The organism is Pinibacter aurantiacus, from assembly GCF_019130065.1.
Taxonomy (GTDB): Bacteria; Bacteroidota; Bacteroidia; order Chitinophagales; family Chitinophagaceae; genus Pinibacter; species Pinibacter aurantiacus.
Genome location: NZ_JAHSPG010000012.1, coordinates 332,643 through 358,284 on the forward strand (window position 1 = coordinate 332,643; position 25,642 = coordinate 358,284).

The following is a 25,642-nucleotide window of genomic DNA, read 5'->3' on the forward strand; positions in this document are numbered from 1 at the left end:
CTTCTTTGCGCCTTTGCGGTAAAAACAAAACTCAGCGTCTCAACGTGTATGCGTACTTGCCCAAAAGATCGCGTTTCGAAACAACGTTGTGTAAGCCGGATTATCAAATAACTCCGGCGCATGTCCCATAAAAATGTAAATATTTTTCGCCGCATATTTCGGGTTCGTCCAAACAACAGGATGATCGCCCATTTTAGTATCCGTTTCAGGCGTGTATGTCGATTCATCTACACTTGCCAGCACTTTCACGTTACTGCGAGGACTTTTATCGTAGGTGTACCATTCCTCTTTATTGATCACAAATTCCTTAGGTAATCCTTTCATGCATGGATGTCTGGCGTCTTCCACTTTTACTTTTCCATCGGCAAAATCAGGTATGTAATTCTTAAACTTAGTACCTCCCATAAAATCTGAAAACCATTGCCACATCGGATATCCATCAAACTCACCTAACAAAGTTGCATGATGAAAACCTATCCAGCCGCCTTTTCCCTGCTCAATGTATTTTATAAAAGCCTGCTCTGCATTTTTTGTCCATGCGTAAGGTGGGTAATCCAGTTGTATGAAGAGTTGATAACGACTTAGGAATTCATCATCAATGGAATCTGTCTTATTGATGTAGTCTATTGCAAAGTTGCTGTCAGTAGCAAGTTTGTCGAGCCAAATTCTTGCAGCTTTAGAATAAGCAATATGGTGCCCTCCGTTTTCATACAATGCAATCACATGAAATCTTTTAGGGCTGTTGTTTTGAGCATGCAGTTTGCCGAAGGCCAGTGTGAAAAATAAAATGAGAAGAGAAGTTTTGTTCATGAGGTCATCAGGTTATTATCGAATAAAAATATCAATCTTTCTTTAAATCGTTGAAAATAAGAGTTGAATTGAAAGTATTATCAAACTGAGTACAATCCTGGCGATAATATATCCAATCAACAAGTCGAACCGTCATTGCAAGACCTGCGGAGGATAGACATTAGCGTTACCACGAAAAAGACCAGCAAACGGGCTGCGTTCGAGGCAATCGCCCTGCAACCCGCCGATGAGATTGCTTCGACAATTCCCGCTAGTGAATTATGCATTCTCAACAACTGATAACATGCTCCGCTTGCCTCGCAATGACGATGCGAGGCGGTACGTCATTGCGAGCCCTGCGGATAATAAGTCCTACATTTAATCGAGATGCTTGCATCAAACGCATCGGGCGAAGCAATCTCATGTGTGGCGGAGATTGCTTCGGCAATTCCCGCTAGTGAACTGTGCATTCTCAACAACTGACAACATGCTCCGCAGGGCTCGCAATGACGATGCGAGGCGGTACGTCATTGCGAGCCCTGCGGATAATAAGTCCTACATTTAATCGAGATGCTTGCATCAAACGCATCGGGCGAAGCAATCTCATGTGTGGCGGAGATTGCTTCGGCAATTCCCGCTAGTGAACTGTGCATTCTCAACAACTGATAACTTGCTCCGCTTGCCTCGCAATGACGATGCAGGCTTCTTCATACCCTTTTAAACTTTCATCTTTTAAAAGGGTTATACAACAAAGAAAATAATCTGTAGATTAGTTTCCTGAAGTGCCCAACACTGGCACGCCAATTTTATCATTTCTACAAAATGCAACCATGGAAATCGTTACCAAAATAATAGACATTATTGAAGTGGCCCGCAACGTGAAAAGCTTTCGCCTGGAAAAGCCAAAGGATTACGACTTTGTTCCCGGCCAGGCGACAGAACTCTCCATTAACAAAGAGGACTGGAAAGAAGAAAAACGTCCTTTTACTTTTACTGCTCTGGAGGAGCAACCCTATCTTGAATTTACCATTAAACGTTATCCTGATCATCGTGGCGTTACTGATCAAATACACCAGTTAAAGGTAGGCGATGAAGTCATTCTGCGCGATGTTTGGGGAACGATCCAATACAACGGACCTGGCTATTTTATAGCAGGTGGCGCGGGCATTACACCGTTTATCGCTATCTTAAGAAGACTGCACAAAGACAACAAGATAAAAGGCAATACGCTTTTCTTTTCAAATAACGAACAGGTCGACATCATTTACGAATCTGAATTTCGTGATATGCTTGGCGAAAATGCTGTGTTTATTTTAACGAAGGAAAACAAACCGGGCTATCTGAAGGATTATATCAACAAAGACTTTCTCCAAAAACATGTTGATGACTTCAAAAAGCATTTTTACATCTGTGGACCGGATGCGATGGTAAAAGACATTATTGATACATTGAATGAATTAGGCGCACCTACAGAGACGGTGGTATTTGAGAAATAGCATACAGCAAACATCAGTGCAAATCGGTCAAATCAGTGTCACCCCGTGTGCCACTATTGCCATAGCTTTCTAATCACTGTTTCATGTGTATCTGTGTCGATAACAATCACACCTTCATCTACTTCATTCATTTGCCCAAGCAAAACACCTTTGTTATCCCAGGCAGATGAATGACCCGCACTTTGCCCACCGTCTTCTGTGCCAATTGCGTTGGATAACAAAACCGTCGCTTTGTGGGTGCTGGCAATACCTGCAAGAGTTGGCAGCGTTTTGTCAATGCCCTTTTTTGTTTTTGAAACACTGGCGATGTAAATATTCTCGCCGTTTTTAAAAGCATTGGCGGTGTGTTCAGATACTGACAATTCGTAGCAGATGGCAAATGTGATGCGTGAACTTAAAGTGAGGTTTATATCATTTTGATGGCTTACAAAGAAAGGCTCTTCATCTGTATGCAAATATGTTTTGGAATACAATTGAGGCATCTCATGCGGCTGAATAATGACCATGGAGATACTTACTCCTTCTTCTTGTTTAATTGGCAGGCCAACGCAGATAGTTATCCTTTGTTTGTCGCTTATTGTTTGAAAAGCTTCCAGCCTTTTATCATCGATGTCTGTTGCAAGATTACCTGCAAGCGCAGGTTCATAACCGGTAAGTGAAAGCTCTGGGAATACGATGAGATCAGCTCCTTTTGCAAGCCCGATCAGCTGCAAATGTTTGACAATATTCTTCTCGATATTGCCTGATTCTGGTTTCGCCTGCGCTACACTGATTTTCATCGTTTTCAGTTTTTGTGCAAATGGCAACAAAAAATCTTTTTTAAAGTTACTGCTAAAGAAGCTGTGATGCAAGCCAAAGCCTGATGCATTAGAGGAGAGCGGCGTTTCGTCACAATCGAAAAGGCTTCGACAAGCTCAGCCTGACACCCTACGGATGCTGTCAGGCTGAGCTTGTCGAAGCCTCATTACACTGATTGCGTGTTTCAACAATTTTCAGGACAATGAGTATAGAATTATTTCGCCACTTCAAATTTCGACTTCTTGCCCTTGATCTTCTGTTCTTTTATAAGCTGCAAAGTGTGACTAACTTTTGATTTGCGCACTGCTACAAAGGAGAAGAAATCTTTTACTTCAATCAATCCGATATCATCTTTTTTCAATTCTCCCTTTTGTGTAAGAAATCCGACAATGTCGATTTTGTTTACTTTATCTTTTTTGCCGTGCGGTAAATAAAGCGTGCTCCATTTGGGTTTTTCAGGCACTTCATATTCGCCGTCAAGCTTTATTTCTTCAACAGGTTCCGTTACATATGCTGGCATTTTTTCATCGGCACCAATTAGCAATATAGCGGTACCACTGGCATCCATTCTCGCCGTACGACCATTGCGGTGTGTGTAAGTATCTTCTGTCAGCGACAAATGATAATGTATGATGTAGCGGATATTTGGAATGTCCAGACCGCGTGCAGCCAGGTCCGTTGTAACCAACACATTCGATGTGCCATTTCTGAATTTCACCAAAGCGCTGTCTCTTTCACGCTGGTCAAGTGCTCCATGATAAAAAACACTCACGATACCTTTATCAGAAAGGTATTCACTTACTCTTTCAACTGCTTCACGGTGATTGCAAAAAACGATGGTAGAACGGTTTCCGAGAAAGCAAATAAGATTAAAAAGCGTTTCTAGCTTATCATTGACAGGGGATAGCACCTGTTTAACTTCAAGTGCCTTGTCAGCGCCATCCTGATCCGAAAGAAAATTGAGTGTAGCAGCATCTTTCAATCCAACAAAATCCGGGATCTCGACAGAAGTTGTTGCGGACGTAAGAATGCGTTTGTGCAATCCAGGGAGTTGTTTTATGATCTCTGACATTTCTTCCTGGAAGCCCAGTTCCAGTGATTTATCAAACTCATCCAGCACTAAAGCGTGGATGTGATCAGTCTTTATATTTTCACGACGAATGTGATCTGCAAGGCGTCCCGGGGTGCCTACAATTACCGTTGGCGCTTCTATCAGGTTGTTTTCTTCAATTTCTCTTTTGTGTCCACCATAGCAACAAGTGATCTTGTAGCCTGTGCCTAACTGCTTGAACACTTTTTCTATTTGCATGGCAAGTTCCCGAGATGGCACGATCACCAATGCTTGTGTGCCTTTTGTTTTGGGCTTTAGAACTTCCAACACAGGCAATATAAATGCAAGTGTTTTTCCCGAGCCCGTAGCAGACAGCAGGATCACATCCTTATGCTGCTCATTACCCGTAATTGAAGCCTGCTGCATTTCGTTTAATGCTTCAATGTTAAGGTTCGTCAATATTTGAGGGAGATCGTATTTTGTAGATTGCATGCCCCAAAAGTACGGAAGAATATTGGCGACCCTGAAACTTTTCCTGAGAGTGCTTCTACTTCACTGCAGTCCTTTTAACAGAAAGGCCCGCCCGGATGAACCGGATCGGACGGGCTTCGACAAGCCCAGTCCCGCTGGTTCCGGCGGGGCTGAGCTTGTCGAAGCCCGTTAAACAAAATGATGATCAGCTGTTATTTGGTCACCACCTCAACGGTACCGCCGTTTTTGAAGATATCATGCGATACGAAATATCCCTCCAGTTTCTTGCCGTTTACATTGATGGAAGACAAATTCCGGCTTTTTCCTTTTTTGATAACGGTTACCATTTTACCGCTGCTTGTTTTCCACTTCACTTCATCAAAAAGCGAAACAGTAACAATGTATTTCGGGTCGGTGGCGGAGAATGTGTACAAACCAAGTGAGCTAAGCACATACCAGGCTGACATTTCACCTGCATCATCCATTCCGCTTAGTTCGATGCCTTCTTTGCCAATACCGTAAAGGTTGTTTAAAATGTAGTCGATTATTTTTTGCGACTTCTCCGGCTTGTTGATGAAGATGTAAGAGTATGGCGCTTCATGATCCGGCTGGTTTCCCTGGCAGTATTGTCCGACCATTGTTTCCACGTTTCGTGCTATATAATTCGGATTCCATGGCAATGAAAAAAGCGAATCCAGCTTTGATTCAAAACCTTTGGGGCCGCCGTATAACTCAATGAGGCCGGTCATATCGTGCGGTGCAAAGAACGAAACCTGCCACGCATTTGCTTCGCGATACATGTATTCGTAGTAAGGATATTGCGGATTGAAATGTTGAACCCAGTCGCCGTTCTCCAACCGTCCACGCATGAATCTCGTAGAAGGATCAAAAACGTTTTTATAATTTTTTGAACGGGCCATCAATATCCTGTAATTCGCGGTGTCACCCAAAGCTTTTGCAAGTTGTGCAACAGAATAATCATCGTAAGAATATTCAAGCGTTTTGGAAACACCTGCTTTCGCTTTTGTTTCCACTACCGGATTGGCGATGTCGGGTTCAGAAATATAGCCCTTGTGAATGTACTCACTTATGTAAGAACGAGTCCCGCCTTCCACATTTGCATTTCTTAAAAGCAATTGATAGGTGCCTCTGATATCAAAATCATCGATACCTCTCAAATAGGCGCCGGCAATAGAAGATGCCGCGTGATCGCCGTGAAAGAATGTAGGAATAAAGCCCGTTTTATCGCCAACGTCTTTCAATGATTTGATTACGTTCAGTGTTACGTTTGGAGAAATGAGTCCGAGCAACACATCTTTGTTTCTATAAGTGTCCCACAAAGAAGGTTCAGTGTAGTAGTCAAAACCACTTTTCACAACATTGTGTTTGGCGTCAGTATATTCGCCGTTCACATCACTGCGCAAAGCGGGCCACAGGAACGATCTGTACAGGCATGAGTAAAACATTCCTCTTTGCTTTTCCGTTCCTCCCGTTATTTGTATGGTTGACAACAGTTTTTCCCAGGTATCATTCGCCTCTTTTCTTACAACAGCAAATGACCTGTTAGCTATCTCCTTTTCGAGATTTTGTTTTGCGTTTTCAGCGCTTACAAACGACAAACCAATTCTTACTTCAACCGGCCCTTTTGTGTCGTCTGCCAAATGAACGAGTGCATAGCCATTGCGTTTACCTTCTGCAACAGTATCAATTTTTTCAATTGGCGTGTTGATCACCGCATAGAAATAAATCTTTTCGCCCGGTTGCTGAAACCCTTTAACAGCATACTTTCCATCCTGTTCAATGTGCCAGTTTGAAACATGGTTATTAGCCTTCGCAAGATCAAACAGTATTTGCCGGTCAACGTTGCTTTTGTATTCGTATTTGTGAAAGCCGCATCTTGGGGTTGACGTCAAACTTACATTTACATTGTAATCTTGCAGATATACCTGGTAAAAACCCGGCGACGCACTTTCCTGCTTATGTGTAAACCGGGAACCAAACTTTTCATGCGCACCTGACACCGGCAGCAGCGGAATGTTACAGAGGTTCCAGTGGCCTTTGTTGGTATGCGTGAATCCATAGATAACAGAATCCTCGTATTGATATCCGGCTCCGGAACCATAGGCTGTGATGGGACTCAACTGCACCATTGCATTAGGAACTGAACTACCGGGAAATGTAAGCCCTGCCCATGATCGCCATCCCTGCGGAAGTGCATACCCCAGAATTTTAGGATCGGTCATTGGTGCCGTTCCGACAAATGTGTTCACGTATTTTGTGTAAGTTGTTTGAGCGTGCAAGTTGGAAGTTATCGCGATTAAACTTGTGAACGCAATGCTCCCAATTTTTTTATACCATTTGTTCATGACCGGTTGTCGTTGTTATGCTACATTTTTTTAAAACGCGTGCCCCGTTCAGGTGCAGCAGGGCGAATGCGATTCGCCCCTACGCATTTTCAATTTTCAACTTTCAATTTTCAATTAACTCTCAACTCTCCATTCTCCACTCTCCACTAAAACGTTCCCTGCTTCTTCAGATACGCCGCTTGTTCTGCAAGCATGCAACCGCTCAGTTCTGTTGTTAAATCGGCGTTTGATGCAGGTGCAGTTTTCCAGTATGTTCCAAAAATACCGATCGTTTTATTGGTGCCTGCGAACCACATTGTTTCCGCATTATACTTCAGATAGTTCAAGTAACGATCTCTTGTATCCTTTGGCAGATCAGGGTTGGTGATCAGCTGAGAAAAATATCGCACGAAAATCCCTTTGAATAAACCACCATCGCCCTGGCCCTCGTCATGCAACAAACGATCAGCTGTTGTAAGGGAAGAGTTGTTCAATGTGTAGTCTGCAGTACGCATCGCATCGTTGAGATAAGAGGCATCTTTCGTAATGTTGTATAACTCAAGTGCCGCACCAATGAATGTTCCCTGGTTGTAGGTAAATGCCCAGTTATCAACACCTCCATCGTGATTCCTGTTGATGCCATCATTTACAAAACCTGTTGCGGGATCACGAAGGTTTGCTTTTAGCCAATTGTATATTTTCTTGGCCCATGCAAGATCATCTGCATTGCTATTCTTCTGATACAAACGTGCAGCCAGAATACAGGCTGGCGCATTTGCCGGTGTGTTCTTGTAATAGGTTTGATCTTTTTTCCACGCAATGCCTCCACCCTGCACATCGTTCCAGCCTCCTTTTATATCGGTCCACAATTGAGTCACCGCATCTTTGAACTTCGTGTCATTGGTTGCATTGTAGGCACGGAACATGGCAAGGGCATTCCATTCCATATCATCGTAGTAATTATTCAGAAAGGTATTGCCATTCTTTTGCTTTACACCATCGTACCATTTTGCAAAGTATTCCGAATACTTGCTGTCGTTCGTGCGTGTGTATGCATCTACCATTACATCCAATGCATGTGCCTGTGGCCAGTAGTTGAATGTAACATCATTGGCATTGTCTTTATTAAAATATCCCGAGCCGTTCCAGTAATTTTTTATCAAGAACGCGTCGCTGCTATCTGCCGCGGCGTTCCAGTTTATATCGTATCGCGCAATACCGTCATTTGCAGTAAAATCGTAGTCGTACGTTTTTGTACATCCGATAAAACCGAGTGATGCTGCTGTTGCTATGAGGAGTGTTTTTTTCATGACTTAAGTTTAGGTTGTTAGTCGTTGGTTGCCAGTTGTTAGACTTTACATTCAACTATACTGCCCTTAATTAAGGATACCTGAATTTCAAGTCTAACAACTAACAACTAATAACCAACAACTATTTCACAATTACTTCGTGCGTATAATTCGCTTTATCCGGTGAGAAATACATGTTGATATCACAATTCTTAGTATCAGCTGCACCGGTGAATTTGAAACAGTTATCCCATTGTGAACTATTTACAGGAAACAAATACCAGAAGGATGGATCGGTGGATGAACTTGGTCTGCTGTTATCCGCATTTTTACTGCCCCACCATTCGTAACTGTCTGCAGTCCCATCATTCACCTGCATTCTGAATTTGTACCGTTCGTCACCACCCCAGCTTTCCTGTTTGAAAGTGATCAGTTTATTCTTCGCTGACCATGTACCATTTTTATCGTAAGGCAAATCAAACTGAATGGTGTTGTTTGGTGCAAACCATAATCCTAGTCCTTTGATCTGCATGAACTTTGCTGCTATGGTACTGAAGTCAAGATTCATGCGATACACTTTTGTATCGGCGCCAGAAACCGTTGTTTCGCCTTCACCTTCCCTGATCGTGTTGCCATCGATATAATATTTGTTAGGAGCTGAACTGGTGATGTTGTCGACAAAATGATAAGTGCCTGGTTTAAGTGATGTATAAATCTCGTACGTGCCTGAACCCGTTAATTTTAATTTGATAGCTTTCGAAACATCGGTGCCACCTTCAGTTGCGCTACCCGTGATGTAAACTTCAGCAGGCGGATTGTCGATACCCAAAGGACGTTTAATTGTTACCGTTCTTGTTTCCGCTGCTTTCACTGCGTTTATTCCTTTTGTGGAATAGATTGTCCACAAGAATTTTCCCGATTCCAATGGTTGCAGGCCAGCCAACTTTGCTACTTTGTTCAATGTCTCTTTGTTAAGCGTTGCGCGGTTGTATAAACCGTTACCATCTGAAGTCATCGTGTACAAAGGCTTCGCAAAATCACCGCCTTCTTTTACAAATGAAATGGTATAGAGTACTGGGCCGCCATCTTCTGCGCTTGCCTGGCCCCACTCAAACAATGCAGAGGAGGTCTTTGTAAGATCAACCGTGGCATTATCTTCGGGAGAGAAGAACATTTTTACCGCAGTTACATTGGTGTTGAAATTATCTTTTTTGTCGCAAGCCTGCAGGCCAAACAACATAATGAGTGTGCTTAAGAATATGGTTGTATTGAATAAAGATTTCATTGTTTTACTTTTTTGTTTTTTCAAATTATACCGTATTAGTTCCAGCCGGGATTTTGTGAAAGATTTGGATTCAAACCTCTTTCATCTCTTGGAACCGGCCACAGGTAATGCTTTGTAGGATCAAAGCTTCTTTTGCCTGCAATGATATAGCCGTTGTCAACACCGGAATCGCCGAATTTTGCGCCATGCACCGTACCATTTAAAACAGTTTGTGCAATCTTCCAGCGACGAATATCAAATATGCGCAAACCTTCCATGGCAAACTCAGCGCGGCGTTCGCGGCGGATGATGTTTTGCATATCTGTTTTCGACCATGCAGCGTTAAAGTTCAGCGCAGCTCCCGTGAAGCCCGCTCTTTGACGAACAGCTCCCACTGTGGTGCCCCATATGGAACCTGTCATCTGGCCCAGTTCGTTTTTTGCTTCTGCATACATCAACAGTACATCAGCGTAACGGATAAGCATTACGTCATTACCAGATGCGAAAGTGCTTCCGCTTGTTGGGTCATAATATTTGCGGATGTAATAACCGGTTGGTGAAGATGATGTTCCTGATTTGTATTCATCCAAAGTATTGGAACCGGGTTTGATTTTGATCGTAGCGGTGGTACCATCTGGTTTCTTCCATGCGTAGTTATCATACACAATGGTTAAACCCAAACGCGGATCACGATTTACGTAGGGATTGCTTTCATCGTAACCTGAACCGGCTTCGCGAATCGTTTTGCCATTTGCCATCAAATAGTCATCAACCAGTTCCTGTGTAGGTGCCATTGCGTTTACGCGACCACCAATCGACAATGGAACAAAGTCAATGAACTCTCCGTGTGTAACGTCTAAAGGCACAAAGCCACGACCGAGTATGGTTTCAACGCTGTTCTTGTTTTGCGGAAGAAATAATCCTTCATAAGACGGGAACAGACCGTAAGTTCCGTTATCTGTTTTGCTGATCAACTTCTCACACTCTGTAACCACTGCAGCCCAATTGCTTTCATACAATTGTATTCTTGCCTTCAGCGCGATCACCGCTCCTTTTGAAATACGGCCAACATCTTTTGATGTGTATTGCTTATTTACCGGCAACACAGTTTCAATTTCATCTAACTCTTTCAATACATTGGCAATCACCTCTGCACGCGGCGTACGGGCAATGGTGCGTGATTCTTCAATTGATATATTCTTCGTGAAATAAGGAACGTCTCCAAACCATGTTGCCAGCTGAAAGTAATGAAAGGCGCGAAGAAAGCGTGCTTCAGCGATCATTCTTGCTTTCAGGGCTGCATCCATGTTTGGCACGAGATCAATATTTTCCAACAATACATTCGTTGTTTTGATGCCTTGATAGTGATATCCCCACTCACTCTTTAACCTCCCAAGAGCCGGGTCATAAATGCCTGCCGAAATAGAGTTAACGCCTTGTGCGTCTCCGCGGCCATTGTATGCGTTATCGGAAAGCGCTTCGTTGTAGAAGACGTTGGTTACATCTGTCATTTGATTGTAGTCCGTATTCAAAACCAGGTTGGCTTTGTCCGCAGATGTCCAGTAGTTAAGATCTGTATAGTTGTTGGTGGGCGCGAGGTCCAGCTTCTTGCAGGCAGAAAGAGCAAGCAGCGCCACCATACATATTTTCAATGTTTTTTTCATAATGAGATCGTTTAAAAAATTAAGTCAAGACCAAAACCATAATAGACTGAAGTCGGATACAAACGGCCACTATTGGCGCCATTCCCCGCATTTAGTTTGTTGTCAAATTCTGTTGATTCTGGATCTATGAAAGAATTCTTTGTAACAGTAAGTAGGTTTTGTCCGGTGAGATATGCGCGGCATTTCTGCATGCCTATTTTACGTGCAACATTGGATGGCAAACTGTAGCCCAACTGTACATTTTTCAAGCGTGCATAAGCACCATCGAAAATATACAGGTCAGATCCTTTTCTGTAGTTGTTGGTGTTTGAGGCACTTCCACCTACCGCCAGCCGTGGGTATTTCGCGTTGATATTGTCTGGTCTCCAGTAGTCTAACTGGTGCTCAAACATTACGTAAGAGTAGTTCACGTGGAAGGGTTCCACCAACTCTCCGCGAATGGCGAAGTCACGTTTGCCGACACCTTGAATAAAAATACCGAGGTCAAATCCCTTCCAGCCAAGTGTATAGTTAAAGCCAAAAGTATAGCGTGGGAAAGGGTTTCCGAGAACAAAACGATCCTGATCATCAATTACGCCATCACCGTTTTTGTCTTTGTAGCTGATATCTCCGGGCACCACATCAAGACCCGAAAATTTTGGTTTGTTTTTTATATCATTAAGATTCTGGAAATAACCATCTCTTTTATAACCCACGTAAGATGCAATTGGCAAGCCTTCTGCATAAATCACCTGCAACTCTTCAAGCCCGTTGATCTGTGGTTTGCCATCGGCCATTTTTACGATTTCATTGTGCGTATCGCCGATGTTAAAGTTGATGCTGTGGCGAAAAATCCTGCCGCTTGTATTATAGTTCAGCGACACTTCCCATCCACGATTTTTCACAGAAGCCACGTTGAAGTCCACTTGTCCGCCACCAAAAGTGCCTGGCAGTGGAGGTCTCATCAAAATGTCTTTTGTAAGCTTGTGGAAATAATCAAATGAACCTGTCAGTTTTCCTTTGAAGAAAGTAAGGTCGGCACCGATGTTGAAAGTTTGCGCCACTTCCCATCTTAAATCAGGATTCGCAGTATTAAAGCCAGCACCGGTAACAACGTTGTTGTTGAAACCATAAGCGTTTGCAAACGTGAAGTAGGTTGTTTGCCACTGATAGTTGCTAACGTTCTGGTTTCCGAGTGATCCGTATGAAGCTCTGATTTTAACATCGTTGATGTAGTTCTTTATATCGCTCGCTGCATAAAAATCTTCCATTCCCAGGCGCCATGCTCCGGAGATCGATGGGAAAAATCCCCAACGATGATCTTTTGCAAACTTCGATGAACCATCTTCTCTAAAGTTGAATTCGGCAAAATACTTGTCAGCAAATGAATAAGACAATCTTCCGATGAATGAGTTCAAACTATTCTCTGTCGTGGTTTGCGGCGTAGTTGCCAACGAGTTCATATCAAGAGATGCTTTTGTAGTATCTATCTGCAAACCCAGGTCTGGCGACGCATATTTATAACCAACTTTATTTGACTTTCCGGTATAGGATTCATTTGTAACACCTGCCATCGCAGTAATTCGATGCTGACCAAGTGATTTGCTATACTCAAGTAACAATTGCGGGTTCGTGTATAGATTTTTATCGTTCGCATCTCCGGTAGATGAACCTGCGATGTTACCATACTGTCCTTTAGGATAGAAAGGCACATAGTCAGTTTTGTAATACTGGTGGTTCATTGTGAGATTTGCTCCAAATATTCCTTTCAGGTGAAGGCCTTTAAAAATTTCGAGATCGGCATTGATGCTTCCGAAAATATTATCGTTATCATACTGGCGATAGCCACCTTTTTCCAAAATGCCAAGCGGGTTGAATTCTGTCAACACATCGTTGGTCAGATAGCGACCCAGGCTATCTTTTTGCTGATAATATTTTGGTGTTCTCTCTGCATCTACAATCAACGTTCCCGTGTTGAATGAATGATCATTGATGTCCGTATGCGTGTAAGCAAGGATAGTTGTGAATTTCAACTTGCCGACTTCGTTGGAAAGATTCATACGAAAGTTGTAACGTCTCAATCCTTTTTTGGGTCCAACAAAATTGCTTTGCTGATCCATGTAGCCAGCCGAGATCATGTAGGTAGATTTATCCTTTCCTCCGCTGATGCTTAAGTTGTGATTTTGCTGAATGGCATCTTTCAATATTTCGTCAAGGAACCATTCATAATCGCCCCTGTCTTTCTGGGCTTGTATTTCAGCAGGCGTGTAAGTTGGCACCTGTCCAGTATTTGCATTAATGATCGCTTCGTTTTTAAGGATCATGTTTTCATAACCGGGAACAGCTTTTGGCCAGATGTGCGGATGAACGGCACTCACGATTCCATTGTAAGTAACTGTTCCTTTATCTGACTTGCTTCCTTTTTTTGTGGTTACCAAAATAACACCATTCGCACTCCGGGAGCCATAAATGGCAGCCGTTCCGGCATCTTTGAGAATAGAAATACTTTCGATATCATTCGGATTTAAAAGGTTCAAATCACCGCCGATGATCCCATCGATGACCACAAGCGGATCATTGTTACCTAAGGTTCCGACACCTCGAATGTTGATATTGGCGCCTTGTCCGGGTTCAAAAGATTTTTGTTGTACAATAAGGCTCGGCGCAGTTCCCTGTAAAGCCTGCGTAACGTTCACATTCGGTCTGCCTTGAAGCGCCTGTGTCTTCACTACATCCACGCCGCCCGTTACAGACACTTTTCGTTGTGTACCATATCCCACCACCACCACCTCTTCAATTTTTTCCTGCGATTTCCTCATTGGTATGCGTAGCACTGTTTGATTGCCAACAGGCACTTCCAGTGTTTCAAAACTCACAGAACTGATTACAAGGATTGCTTTATTGTCTGGCACATTCACTTTAAACTCTCCTACTTCGTTGGTGGAAACACCAATGGTGGTGCCCTTTACAACAACGCTTGCCCCTTGCACAGCTGCACCGTTTTCATCCACTACTTTACCTGCAATGGCAATTGGCGGAGCGGTAATTGTTGTCGCAAGCTCCATTGTTTTCAACGGTGCTTCCACAGAAGGCTTCTTTTCACTAATACTGATCATCTTATTGGTGATCGAGTAAGTGAGCGGTTGATCCTTCAGGCACAGCTCCATTGTTTCTTCAATTGAAGCATTGGAAATGTGCACCGTTACAGGGTTTGCTTTTTGCAGCACATAGTTTGTGTAAACAAAGCCATACCCCGTTTGCTTTTTGATTTTTTTGAAAACACTTTCCAGTGAAGCTTTATTTTCGGAAAGCGTTACTGTTTGTGATAGCCCTTTTGCATAGATCTGCAGCAGGCAACCAAACAAAATAATAAAAGTGAATTTGACGTGAAGGTGTCCCGATCCTTTATTGTCGGGCTTTTGAGTGTAGTGGTCTTTCCTCATTGCGCAAAAGACTCTACTACCTAAAGCGATAGCGCTTTTGGCCTTGCAAGCAATCCAAAACATAATTTTGAAAGTTAAGGTTATAAAATAATTGAGCCGGGCAGTTGTTTAATGTGTGCGTAAATCGTGTTTTTATTAGGAAAACGATTTACCAAACACTCCGTTTTTTTACATGCTTTATTTAAATGTTTGTGTTATTCTAAAAAAACATTCACGGTTTATTTATCGGGTAACAGTCACGTCATTTCCTTTTACTTCGAAATGAACGTTTCCGGTAAGGGCCAGCGCTTTCAGCACTGAGTCCATAGCCTGGTTGCGTGGGATCTCAGCCTGGAACAGATATTTCACTTTGCTTTTGTAAGTGATATTGATATTGTACCATCTCGATAATTGCCTCATGATGGTTTCTATATCAGCATCGTGAAAAATGAAGAAGTTATTTTTCCATGCCATCACCTCGTCAACATCCACATCATTTTTCACCTTTATATTTCCACCTTCTCTGTATTGTGCCTGCTGATTTGGTTTGAGCAAAATACTATTGCCATTTTCTGCTACTACTTTCACCTTTCCCTCCAGCAGCGTAGTGTTCGTCGCTTCCTCATCATCATATGCCATTACATTGAAGTGGGTTCCCAATACTTGTATGTCGTTGCTTTTCGCATGAACCGTAAAGGATGCGGCTTTATTTTTTGCCACTTCAAAATACGCTTCACCGGTTAGTGTCACTTCCCTTTTATCGCCATCAAAAGAAACAGGGAATTTCAATGATGACGCGGCATTGATCCAAACCATTGTTCCGTCTGGCAATGTCAGCTGATACTGCACACCCTTGGGTGTGGTGATCGTATTGTATTGACTGTTGGCTTTTTCTGTTCTTCCGCTGTACACAATTTGTCCGGCTGACAGCTTTATCACTTTGATGTTGCCCTGCTGGCTAAGCTGTCCATTCTCTGCACTGTCAAGCACTATTTGTGTGCCATCAGCAAGCGTTAAGATCGCATGTTCCTGCTTTATCACTTTTCCTGCAAAAGCGGATTGCTCTCCTTTGCTATTTTTCCAGAATGAAAATTTCAATGCAGCAATAGAAGCAAACAATAGAATAACACTCGCCGCGGCAATCCATCTCCATTGTATCCTGCGACGCGGCTGCATTTCAACAACATTCGTTTCTTCTTCGCTTTCAACTGATAAAGGAGCTTGCTTTTGTTCAGCTAGTATGGTGTTCAGTACCGGCTCCCATTTTGTTTCATTGTACTCAAATTCCTGTGCTCCTTCATGCTGCATCATGGTTGACAGCAATTCCTGTACCTCTTCTTTTTTATCAGCATCATTCATTACTGCAAATAGCTCCTGCCATTCACTCTCCGTGCATGCTTTATCGAAATAACGCTTCAGTAAATATTGTAGCTTTTGCTGATCCATAATGACGATTCAATTCAAAAGTCAAAACTCAAAAAGGGCCCTGATTTTTGACTTTCGATTTTTTACTTTTTACTTCAATTAATAATAAGAACCCTGGGAAAAGAAAAAGGCCCATCGGGGTTCCAAATTTTTTTAAGATTTTTTATTTAGATAAGCATTTGGATAAAAAGGCTGCTGTTCGCCAACGCCTTGGCAATGTCCTACGGACAAATTTGGACTCATGCCTGATTCTATTGACATTGATGCCCGACGGGCAAGTCGTGTGCCTTATGAGTTGGGTGTTGTGGCTGTTCATTTTCAAATCTTCAAATCTTCAAATTTTCAAATTATTCCTCACTTAATCGATTTAAGCAGAATAACAATAAACAGATAGTCGTACTTGCTGTAGAGAAATGCCCGTATGCTTTTCAAAGATGCCGCTAAAGTATTCTTGGCAGTTTTAGGTGAGATATTCAATGCCTTTGCGATCTCCGCGGTATTCATGCCGTGCTGGCGGTTGAGTATGTACACATTTTTTCTTTGCTCGGGCAATGCATTAATGGCCGCTTGCAGGTTGTTTTCCAACTCTTTATAGTGCAGTTGCTCGCCTGGATTTTCCAGCTCATTTACTTCAGTCGACTTGTTGGCAACAACTGTCATTGCTTTCTCCGCTACCATTTGAGAGCGGATCATTTTATAGCATTCGTTCGCCGCCACTTTATATATCCATGCATTCGGATTGTCAATGTCACCGAGTTTTTCGCGGTTCATCCAAATGCGAATAAAAGTTTGCTGAACGAGTTCTTCTGCGTTGGAGTCATTATGAGTGCGGCTGAATAAGAAGGCATGAAGCTTAGGCGCGTAGGATTTAAACAAAGCAGCAAAGGCTACTTCATCCCCATTGGCAATTAGTTTGAATAATTCTTTTTCAGGCAAATAATCTAACACTGCTATATGGTTATAAGAGTGATGAAACCAAAAATAGGAAAATAATTAATAATTAATAATTAATAATTAATTGGTCGGCCATCGAAACTTTACGCAAACTGTTTAATGATCGATTTGACTACAGCCACATTTTTGAGGAGTGCAACCCCTTAATTATTAATTATTAATTATTAATTTCCTGCGCTCCTAAACGCATTCGGCGTCACGCCCAGCTTGCTTTTGAAGACAGTTGAAAAATACGCCGGTGATGAAAAACCTGTTTTGTAAGAGACCTCTGCGATGGTAAGATTTTCGTGCTGCAAATAATATTTTGCTTTTTGCAGGCGTGCTGTCAGAATGTATTCGTTGATGTTCGTGTTAAGCAAGGCTTTTACTTTGCGATACAATTGCACTTTGGAAATACCCATTTCCTTACAAATATCCTCAATCACAAATTGGTCATTCGAAATGTTGTTTTCAACAACAGATGCAAAGTCTGCCAGGAATTTTCTATCAGATTTTTTGTTGCCTTGTGAGCGTATCTCTGCAGGTATCTCTGTAGTAAAATGGTCTTTCAATTTATTTCTGTTCGAAAGCAGACTGGAGAGCGTTTGATTTAAGATTTGAAAATTGAAAGGTTTTGTAATGTAGGCATCTGCATTGTTTTTAAACCCTTCGGCCTGCTGCTCTGCGGTTGCTTTTGCGGTCAACAAAATAACAGGAATATGTGCAGTACGAATGTCGCTTTTGACTTGCCTTGTCAATGTCAATCCATCTTTTCCCGGCATCATCACATCGCAGATAATAATGTCCGGCATATTGTCAAACGTCTTTTGCAAACCTGCAATACCATTCTCTGCTTCTATAATTTCGTATTTAGCGGAAAGCTGTGAATGAAGGAACTGCCTCAACTCAGGGTTGTCTTCTACAATTAAAACAGTAGCTCTGTCGCCATCATTTTTTTCAATTGGTTTGTCTTCAACAACATCTTGTGCAGGCAACAAATCTGCGGTAAACAGGTTATTGTCTTTGTCAACAAACATGGCAGTTTCATCTTCGCCAATTTCGTCGGTGGAGAAATGCGTGTTCCCAAGTGGCAGCACAACAGTAAAGGTTGTACCCTTGCCTTTTTTGCTTTGCACATTTATTGAGCCATGGTGCAGTTCAATCAATTCTTTTGTCAACACGAGTCCAAGGCCGGAGCCTTTATGACTTTCGTAATCGCCCTGGTAAAATGCGTCGAATGAGTGCACCTGTTCTTCCGGCGTCATGCCGATGCCAGTGTCCTGCACGGTTAGTATCGCCTGGTTTGTATCACTATTCTTCTCTATGCTCAAACTGATAGAACCATTGTCATGCGTGAATTTGAATGCATTGGAAAGAAGGTTAAACAACACTTTGTCCATCATGGTTGTATCGATCCAAACAAGTAGTTGTCTTTCCTTTGTAAGCAAACGACAATCAATATTTCTTTTGCGTGCAATGTCCTGGAAGGCTTGTACAATTTCGTTTGAAAAACCAACGAGATCAGTTTCCGTTGCCTTGATCTTCATTTTATTAAACTCGATCTTGCGGAAATCGATCAACTGATTTACCAGTTTCAAAAGCCTTGTTGCATTTTTTCTAACCAGCGAAAGTTGTTGCCTTGTCTGCGTTTGCAGCTTTGGATTTTCCAACACTTCATCAATTGGCCCAGTGATCAGTGTAAGTGGTGTGCGGAACTCATGAGATATTTTAGTGAAGAAATTCAACTTGGCTTCGTGCGCCGCTTCTGCTTTTGCAGACATTTCGATGAGCTGTTCTTTCTGTCGCGATATCTCTTCGTTTTGATGCGCCAGTTTTGTATTGATCTTTTTATTGGCATTGCGCGAATACCACAATAGCACCGCAAAGAAAATCACCAGCCCGAGCATACACGTGAGCACGTACACAAAAGAAGTTTGTGTGTTGTAGATCCTTTTTTGCTCCACGATCATTTCCTGCTGCTTCTCAATATCTTCCTGCTGGTTGAGGATCTTGTCGCTTTGCAATTTCATCAATCGCACATTGGAAGAATCAACCACCAAAGTTTGTAACAACGTTTCTTTTCCCAAAGATTGTCCGTTCAATATTTTCGCCGCATTGCGAATTGCTTCAGCTCCTCCCGTTGGATACAACAATGATGCGGTTAATATCTTGTCATCAACAAACTCCATCCCTGCGCCTTTTCCCGGCAATGCATCTACACCGATGATTTTTACATTATCCACTCCTGCATCTTTGCAGGCCTCGTATGCACCAAGTGCCATGACATCATTGTGTGCGAAGATGAGATTCGTTTCAGGCAGCTTATCTTTCAGCGATCCAACTTCGGTTTGCGCCTTTGGCTTTACCCAATTTCCATTTACCCGCTGAATCAATTTCAAATTATTGAAGGGCAGAATGCCGTCGCGAAACCCGCGATCACGTTCAATAGCCGGAGAAGATTCAGGCAATCCCGCTACTTCTATAATATTACCTTTCCCGTGCAGCAGCGAGCCAACATATTCGCCGGCCATTTTGCCCAACTGGTAATTATCTGCTCCAATAAAATTTGAGTATAAAGAAGACGCGATTTTTCTATCCACCACAATCACCGGAATACCTTTATTAAAAACTTCTTCCACCACCGGCGTCAGTGGTTTCGCTTCGTTGGGAGAAATAATGAGCAGGTCAATTTTGTCATTCAACAATTCTTTTACCTGCTGTACCTGCTTTGGACTGTTGTCATCTGCCTGCTTATAGATGAGTTCCATTTCCGGGTGAAACGCCAATTCACGCTTCATTTCTCCAAGCATTGACTTGCGCCAAAAGTCGGCATCTCCACATTGCGAAAACCCAATGCGAAATTTTTTCTGGTTGTTATTTGAATTGCAGGATTGAAATAAGAAACACACGATGATAATGACCGGCAGCCAAAAAATATTCTTTGTATGGAGGGCAAGCAATTTCATAAGCGGCAATCAATACTATAAATGTATCTCCTTTATTTCAAAACTTCAGCCTCCAAAATGAAATAATTTCTAAACGATAATGAAACAAAATTAAAAACAGCTAATCGCAAATCTTCAAATCTTTCACTGCAATAGACTTGTAAACAACAACTTATCGCCATTTTAAAAAATGGAACCAAATGGAAAGAAATTGAAATAGGATTGAAAGACAAACAGCCTCCGACCAGAGTATCATTGTTGAAATTATTGTTTGCCACATGAATAAGAAAGTTATCGCCTGGAGCGTGATTGTTGCCCTTGGAGGTTTTTTGTTTGGCTTTGATACTGCAGTTATATCTGGAGCAGAGCAAGCGATTCAAAAGTATTGGAACCTTAGTCCATTTGAACATGGCCTCACGGTTTCAATCGCATTAATAGGAACAATTCTTGGCTCTCTAATAGGAAGCATGCCGTCAGAGAAATATGGCCGCCGGACCACTTTGGTGATGATCGCGGCCATTTACCTTATTGCATCAGCCGGTACTGCTCTCGCCACCAACTGGTATTTCTTTTTAGTTTTCAGATTCATCGGTGGCGTTGGCGTTGGTGCTTCTTCTGTAACCGCACCAGTGTATATTTCCGAAATCTCTCCTGCTAAATCTCGAGGCCGCCTCGTAGCACTTTTTCAATTTAATATTGTGCTGGGCATCCTCATCTCCTATTTATCCAACTATATCATTGGCCAACAGGGAGAAACTTCCTGGCGCCTGATGCTCGGCATTCAGTTCATTCCATCGCTGTTATTTTTAGTGTTATTGAAATACGTTCCCGAAAGTCCGCGTTGGTTGATACTGAAGAAAAACAAAATAGCGGAAGCTGAAAAAGTTTTGCAGGTCATCAATCCCTTGGGTTATAAGGAAGAAGCAAAGGCTATTCTGGAAGATGCGACCCATGGATCATCAACCGCACCGGAGACTTTATTTTCCCGCAAAAATCGTTTGCCTGTTTTTATGGCCATCACATTTGCGGTGTTCAACCAGGTTTCCGGCATCAATGCTATTATATATTATGCGCCACGCATTTTTGAAATGACAGGTTTGGGAAAACAATCTTCTTTGTTGTCAAGCGTTGGCATTGGCGCGGTGAATTTTCTTTTCACTTTACTGGCTTTAAACTTTATCGATAAAGTAGGCAGGAGAACGTTGATGCTGATTGGTTCCGTTGGATTGATCATTACACTGGGTCTCGTTTCGCGTGCATTTTACATCAACGATTTTGGCGGAATGACGGTGACCATCTTGCTACTTGTGTACATCGCGTTCTTCGCTTTTTCACAAGGTGCAGTGATCTGGGTTTTTATTTCAGAAATTTTTCCGAACCAGGTTCGCGCCAAAGGACAAACGCTCGGAAGCCTTACCCACTGGATAATGGCAGCGATCATTGCTTTTGTTTTCCCCATGCTGACTGAAAAACTCGGCGGCGGCAACACCTTCCTTTTCTTCTCAGTCATGATGGTATTGCAATTGCTCTTTGTATGGAAAATAATGCCAGAGACGAAGGGGAAGAGTTTGGAGCAGCTGGAGCATGTTTTGGTAATGCACTAAGCGGCATTGACGAATTAATAATTAATAATTAAAAAGGCATCAGTCATTACTCTTTTGAAAAAAACGACTGTTCAAAATACTTTAAGTGGGGCACCTATTAATTCTTAATTATTAATTATTAATTGTTCCCCCAACAACTATAAACTAACAACCATAACTACCATGAACAACATCATCAGCTACGGAGAAATACTTTGGGACTTGCTCCCTTCTGGTGCGCTGCCAGGCGGTGCCCCCATGAATGTTGCGTACCATTTACAGCAGCTAGGACAATCACCTGCATTCATTTCACGTATCGGTCTTGATGAAAGAGGCAAGGACCTGCTGACTTTTCTTAAAGAAAAAAATGTTGACACCGAGCACGTACAATTGGATTATCATTTGCCAACGGGCATCGTACATGCAACAGCCAATGATCATGGGGAAATGCAATACGATATTGTGGCACCTGTTGCATGGGACAATATTGCAGTGGCAGACGATACTATACCTCTGGTTAAACATGCACAGTATTTTATTTTCGGCAGTCTTGCTACCCGCAATAAAACATCAAGAGACACCCTGTTTACATTACTGGAAGAAGCGCGGACAAAAGTGCTCGATATTAATCTGCGTGCGCCACATTTCAACAGGGCCATTGTAGAATCATTATTGCAAAAAGCAGATATTCTAAAAATGAATGTAAGTGAACTGGAACTTATTACAGGCTGGTTCGCAGATTTCAAAAGTTCAGCTGATCGCATCGCGATGATACAGGAGAAGTTTGACATACCGACCATCATCGTTACACTCGGCGCGGATGGTGCATTAATGAACACTAATGGCAAACTCTATCGTCATGAGGGCTTTAAGGTAAAGGTTGCGGATACCATTGGTAGTGGCGATTCTTTCCTGGCCGCGATGCTGACCAACATTATTCAACAACGATCACCTGAAGAAGCGCTGACGTTTGCCAGTGCGCTGGGAGCCTTGGTTGCATCACGCGCCGGCGGCTGTCCTGATTATACCATAGATGAAATTCATGAACTTATAAACAACGACAACACCGTTCGATCCACTAAATAAACTAACAAAAACTGCTGTAATGAAAAAAACATTAACGATGCTTGCTGCGTTATTTTTTTCCATAATGCTGCTTGCTCAACAGAAGAAAATTACGGGACATGTGTTTAACAGAAACACGAAACAACCCATCGAAAGCGCCACTATAAAAAGCAAATCAAATGTAACAACAACCCGTGCTGACGGCAGCTTTAGTATCCAGTCACAAGAAGGAGAAAATTTACAAATATCTTCTATTGGGTTTCTTACACTGGATGTAAAAGTTGGCACAAACGATAATGTTGAAATCGCATTGGAATCCGCATCCACTTCGCTGGAAACAGTTGTGGTAACGGGTTATCAATCACAAAGAAAAGCAGATCTTACCGGAGCCGTGTCTGTTGTGGACATCGCAGACATTAAAAACAGTCCTGTAGGCAATCCCACAAAAGCCTTGCAGGGACGGGTTCCTGGCGTGTTTATTACAACGGATGGTTCTCCACAGGGAGGCGCAACAGTTCGCATTCGCGGTGTCGGAACACTAGGAAACAACGATCCTTTGTATGTGATCGACGGTATTCCAACCAAACTAAGTTTGCAGGATCTTAATCCTGATGATGTAGAATCTATACAGGTTTTGAAAGATGCATCTTCGGCAACGATTTACGGTTCGCGTGCTGCAAATGGCGTCGTGATCGTAACTACAAAAAAAGCAAAGAAAGGTTTTTCACGTGTGGATGTTAACGCTGCTGTGTCATCACAGTTTTACACAACCAAACAAAAAATGCTCGATTCAGATGGCAGGGGTAAAGCTTACTGGCAGGCATCTGTTAACGACAAAACAAATCCTAACAACAACCAGATCTATCAATACGATTGGAATGGCGATTACAACAATCCTGTTTTAAACAAGATCATTTATCCTGAATACATCGATGCGGCCAAAACAATGAAGCCCGCTAATACCAACTGGTTCGACGAAATTTCACAAACCTCTCTGATCCAACAGTATGATGTTTCTTTAAGCAACGGTGGTGAAAGAGGAAACACAATGTTCTCTGTTGGATACTATGATAATAAAGGAATTGTAAAAGCTTCCAGCAGCAAGAAGTTTAATGCAAGACTGAATTCTGATTTCAACTACTTCAATGGTAAATTGAAAATCGGAGAAAACTTAAATTTCACTTACATACGCAATGCACTTATTCCTACGAGCGACATTTTGTTTTCATCACTCGTGCAGCAACCAATTGTACCTGTGCATACAGTTGATGGCGGCTGGGGCGGCCCTGCACCGGGAATGACGGACAGACAAAATCCGGTAAGGCTTATTGAAGACAACAGACAAAATTTCAGCAACTACTTCCGTGTGTTTGGAAATGTTTTTGCAGACTGGACAATTATTCCCAACCTGCATTTAAGAACCAGCCTGGGTGCGGATTTCAACGGTCAGTATCAACGCACTTTGCGCAAATCTTACACTTCAGGCTTCTTGTCTGATCCGTCCAACCAGGTGGTAACGAGCCAATCATACAACGGCAACTGGATATGGCAAAATACGCTTAACTACAATCTTGATCTCCACAAAAACAAATTTGAATTCTTATTGGGACAAGAAACGATCAAATATCTATCGCAAAACTTTTCCGCATCAAGACAGGGTTATGCGCTTGAAAATATAGACTACGCTTATATTGATGCGGGTTCATCAAACAAAGACAATACAGGTAATGGTTCCGGCTATGCACTGCTCTCCTACTTTGGCAAAGTGAACTATAGTTATGACAACCGCTATCTTGCTTCTGTAACGTTGCGCCGCGATGGTTCATCAAGATTTGGTAGCGAATATCGCTATGGCATGTTCCCTGCCTTTTCTCTTGGCTGGCGCGTGAGTAAGGAAGCATTCATGCAAAATCAATCAGTCATCTCTGATTTGAAATTGCGCTATGGCTGGGGCAAGTCAGGTAACCAGGAAATTGCAAACTACGCTACATATGCATTGTACTTTGCTATCTACGGCATTGACCCAACATGGGATTTCGACAATGGCAGTGCTTACGACATTAGTGGAAACGGTTCAGGACAATTACCATCAGGGTTTACACGTACACAACAGGCAAATGACTCATTACGCTGGGAGAGCACGAAGGAATCTAACTTCGGTATGGACTTTGGATTGTTCAACAACAGGTTAACGGGTTCAGTTGACTACTTCATTAAAAACACTTCAGACATTTTGATTAGCCCGGGCTATCTCGCTGTTGTAGGCGAGGGCGGAAACTATTGGTTCAATGGAGCTTCGATGCAGAACAAAGGTTATGAGGTATTGCTTTCTTACAATGGTGCATTGAGTAATACCGTTTCATTTAATGTTACAGGAAACTTCTCTTCATACAGAAGCAAAGTAACTTCTTTGCCCGAACAGGTGTTAACTTCTTATCCTGGTAATGGAACTGATAAAACAATTCTTGGCCATTCAAGCAGTGCAGTGTTTGGTTACGTAGCGGATGGTTTGTTCAGAACAGATAAAGAAGTACAGGAGTCTGCGGATCAGGTGGGTAAAGGACTTGGGAGAATCCGTTACAAAGACTTGAACAACGATGGCGTGATAGATGACAAGGACAGAGATTTTATTGCAGATGGCAATCCTAAATTTCTTTATGGTTTGAATGTGGAACTGAACTGGAAAAACTTTGACTTCAGTTTCTTCTTACAAGGCGTTGAGGGAAATGATGTGTTCAATGATTTTAAAACATACACTGACTTTTCTTCTCTGTGGGTAGGTACGAACTGGGGACAAAGAACGCTGAGTGCGTGGACACCACAGAATGCAAACTCAACGATACCGGCGCTTACATTGGTGAATAGAAATAATGAAGGCCGCACATCCACCTACTTCTATGAAAAAGGATCTTACTTAAAACTTAGAACGGTACAGCTTGGTTACAATCTCAAGCATGCATTTAAAGGTTTGAAAGCGCAAAATGCGAGAGTGTTTGTGCAAGGCACCAATTTACTCACATTCAAAAGCAAATCCTTTACTGCTGCAGATCCGGAAATTCCTACCAATGCATTTCCTATTCCTGCCATTTGCACACTTGGCTTAAACGTATCATTCTAACAACA

General features: G+C 42.4%; 15 protein-coding genes. 4 read left to right on the plus strand and 11 right to left on the minus strand.

Going from position 1 to position 25,642, the window contains the following annotated elements; translation table 11 throughout:
- Nucleotides 1-39: 39 nt before the first annotated feature.
- Entirely contained in the window at nt 40-810 is a 771-nt protein-coding gene (locus KTO63_RS15940) for a ThuA domain-containing protein (RefSeq protein WP_217792366.1), read from the minus strand.
- 809 nt (nt 811-1,619) lie between these two features.
- Between KTO63_RS15940 and KTO63_RS15945 the strand changes: the two genes are divergently transcribed.
- Nucleotides 1,620-2,285, plus strand: coding sequence for an FAD-binding oxidoreductase (locus tag KTO63_RS15945; RefSeq protein WP_217792367.1), 666 nt, complete (start codon nt 1,620-1,622; stop codon nt 2,283-2,285).
- Between the two features lie 53 nt (nt 2,286-2,338).
- Here the strand turns inward: KTO63_RS15945 and KTO63_RS15950 are convergent, their stop codons facing one another.
- From KTO63_RS15950 to KTO63_RS15995, 10 genes are all read right to left on the minus strand, one after another.
- Nucleotides 2,339-3,064, minus strand: a complete 726-nt coding sequence (locus KTO63_RS15950) for a carbon-nitrogen hydrolase family protein (RefSeq protein WP_217792368.1) — start codon at nt 3,062-3,064, stop codon at nt 2,339-2,341.
- 233 nt (nt 3,065-3,297) lie between these two features.
- Entirely contained in the window at nt 3,298-4,626 is a 1,329-nt protein-coding gene (locus KTO63_RS15955) for a DEAD/DEAH box helicase (protein WP_217792369.1), read from the minus strand.
- A 191-nt stretch (nt 4,627-4,817) separates the two neighbouring features.
- A complete protein-coding gene (locus tag KTO63_RS15960) occupies nt 4,818-6,971 on the minus strand; it encodes a GH92 family glycosyl hydrolase (protein ID WP_217792370.1) in 2,154 nt (717 codons plus the stop codon).
- 146 nt (nt 6,972-7,117) lie between these two features.
- Nucleotides 7,118-8,260 (minus strand): glycoside hydrolase family 76 protein, encoded by a 1,143-nt coding sequence (locus KTO63_RS15965; RefSeq protein ID WP_217792371.1) that lies wholly within the window; start codon nt 8,258-8,260, stop codon nt 7,118-7,120.
- A 121-nt stretch (nt 8,261-8,381) separates the two neighbouring features.
- Nucleotides 8,382-9,524, minus strand: a complete 1,143-nt coding sequence (locus KTO63_RS15970; protein WP_217792372.1) for a SusE domain-containing protein — start codon at nt 9,522-9,524, stop codon at nt 8,382-8,384.
- Nucleotides 9,525-9,559: 35 nt separating this feature from the next.
- A complete protein-coding gene (locus KTO63_RS15975) occupies nt 9,560-11,167 on the minus strand; it encodes a RagB/SusD family nutrient uptake outer membrane protein (RefSeq protein WP_217792373.1) in 1,608 nt (535 codons plus the stop codon).
- A gap of 11 nt (nt 11,168-11,178) precedes the next feature.
- Nucleotides 11,179-14,652 (minus strand): TonB-dependent receptor, encoded by a 3,474-nt coding sequence (locus tag KTO63_RS15980; protein WP_217792374.1) that lies wholly within the window; start codon nt 14,650-14,652, stop codon nt 11,179-11,181.
- Nucleotides 14,653-14,811: 159 nt separating this feature from the next.
- Nucleotides 14,812-16,014 (minus strand): FecR family protein, encoded by a 1,203-nt coding sequence (locus KTO63_RS15985; protein ID WP_217792375.1) that lies wholly within the window; start codon nt 16,012-16,014, stop codon nt 14,812-14,814.
- 333 nt (nt 16,015-16,347) lie between these two features.
- The gene (locus tag KTO63_RS15990; RefSeq protein WP_217792376.1) at nt 16,348-16,941 is read right to left on the minus strand and encodes an RNA polymerase sigma factor; all 594 of its coding nucleotides are present in this window, start codon (nt 16,939-16,941) and stop codon (nt 16,348-16,350) included.
- A 170-nt stretch (nt 16,942-17,111) separates the two neighbouring features.
- On the minus strand, nt 17,112-19,892 hold the full coding sequence (locus tag KTO63_RS15995) for a substrate-binding domain-containing protein (protein ID WP_232373202.1): 2,781 nt from the start codon (nt 19,890-19,892) through the stop codon (nt 17,112-17,114).
- A 257-nt stretch (nt 19,893-20,149) separates the two neighbouring features.
- Between KTO63_RS15995 and KTO63_RS16000 the strand changes: the two genes are divergently transcribed.
- From KTO63_RS16000 to KTO63_RS16010, 3 genes are all read left to right on the plus strand, one after another.
- Nucleotides 20,150-21,475, plus strand: coding sequence for a sugar porter family MFS transporter (locus tag KTO63_RS16000; RefSeq protein WP_217792377.1), 1,326 nt, complete (start codon nt 20,150-20,152; stop codon nt 21,473-21,475).
- A 162-nt stretch (nt 21,476-21,637) separates the two neighbouring features.
- Entirely contained in the window at nt 21,638-22,540 is a 903-nt protein-coding gene (locus KTO63_RS16005; protein ID WP_217792378.1) for a carbohydrate kinase family protein, read from the plus strand.
- Between the two features lie 19 nt (nt 22,541-22,559).
- Complete coding sequence (locus tag KTO63_RS16010) at nt 22,560-25,637, plus strand: SusC/RagA family TonB-linked outer membrane protein (protein WP_217792379.1); 3,078 nt, start codon at nt 22,560-22,562, stop codon at nt 25,635-25,637.
- Nucleotides 25,638-25,642 lie beyond the last annotated feature (5 nt).

Excerpts from the sequence above, each read along its gene's own strand:
- KTO63_RS15940 (WP_217792366.1), bottom strand. The coding sequence starts at position 810 with ATGAACAAAACTTCTCTTCTCATTTTATTTTTCACACTGGCCTTCGGC.
- KTO63_RS15945 (WP_217792367.1), top strand. The coding sequence starts at position 1,620 with ATGGAAATCGTTACCAAAATAATAGACATTATTGAAGTGGCCCGCAAC.
- KTO63_RS15950 (WP_217792368.1), bottom strand. The coding sequence starts at position 3,064 with ATGAAAATCAGTGTAGCGCAGGCGAAACCAGAATCAGGCAATATCGAG.
- KTO63_RS15955 (WP_217792369.1), bottom strand. The coding sequence starts at position 4,626 with ATGCAATCTACAAAATACGATCTCCCTCAAATATTGACGAACCTTAAC.
- KTO63_RS15960 (WP_217792370.1), bottom strand. The coding sequence starts at position 6,971 with ATGAACAAATGGTATAAAAAAATTGGGAGCATTGCGTTCACAAGTTTA.
- KTO63_RS15965 (WP_217792371.1), bottom strand. The coding sequence starts at position 8,260 with ATGAAAAAAACACTCCTCATAGCAACAGCAGCATCACTCGGTTTTATC.
- KTO63_RS15970 (WP_217792372.1), bottom strand. The coding sequence starts at position 9,524 with ATGAAATCTTTATTCAATACAACCATATTCTTAAGCACACTCATTATG.
- KTO63_RS15975 (WP_217792373.1), bottom strand. The coding sequence starts at position 11,167 with ATGAAAAAAACATTGAAAATATGTATGGTGGCGCTGCTTGCTCTTTCT.
- KTO63_RS15980 (WP_217792374.1), bottom strand. The coding sequence starts at position 14,652 with ATGTTTTGGATTGCTTGCAAGGCCAAAAGCGCTATCGCTTTAGGTAGT.
- KTO63_RS15985 (WP_217792375.1), bottom strand. The coding sequence starts at position 16,014 with ATGGATCAGCAAAAGCTACAATATTTACTGAAGCGTTATTTCGATAAA.
- KTO63_RS15995 (WP_232373202.1), bottom strand. The coding sequence starts at position 19,892 with ATGAAATTGCTTGCCCTCCATACAAAGAATATTTTTTGGCTGCCGGTC.
- KTO63_RS16000 (WP_217792377.1), top strand. The coding sequence starts at position 20,150 with ATGAATAAGAAAGTTATCGCCTGGAGCGTGATTGTTGCCCTTGGAGGT.
- KTO63_RS16005 (WP_217792378.1), top strand. The coding sequence starts at position 21,638 with ATGAACAACATCATCAGCTACGGAGAAATACTTTGGGACTTGCTCCCT.
- KTO63_RS16010 (WP_217792379.1), top strand. The coding sequence starts at position 22,560 with ATGAAAAAAACATTAACGATGCTTGCTGCGTTATTTTTTTCCATAATG.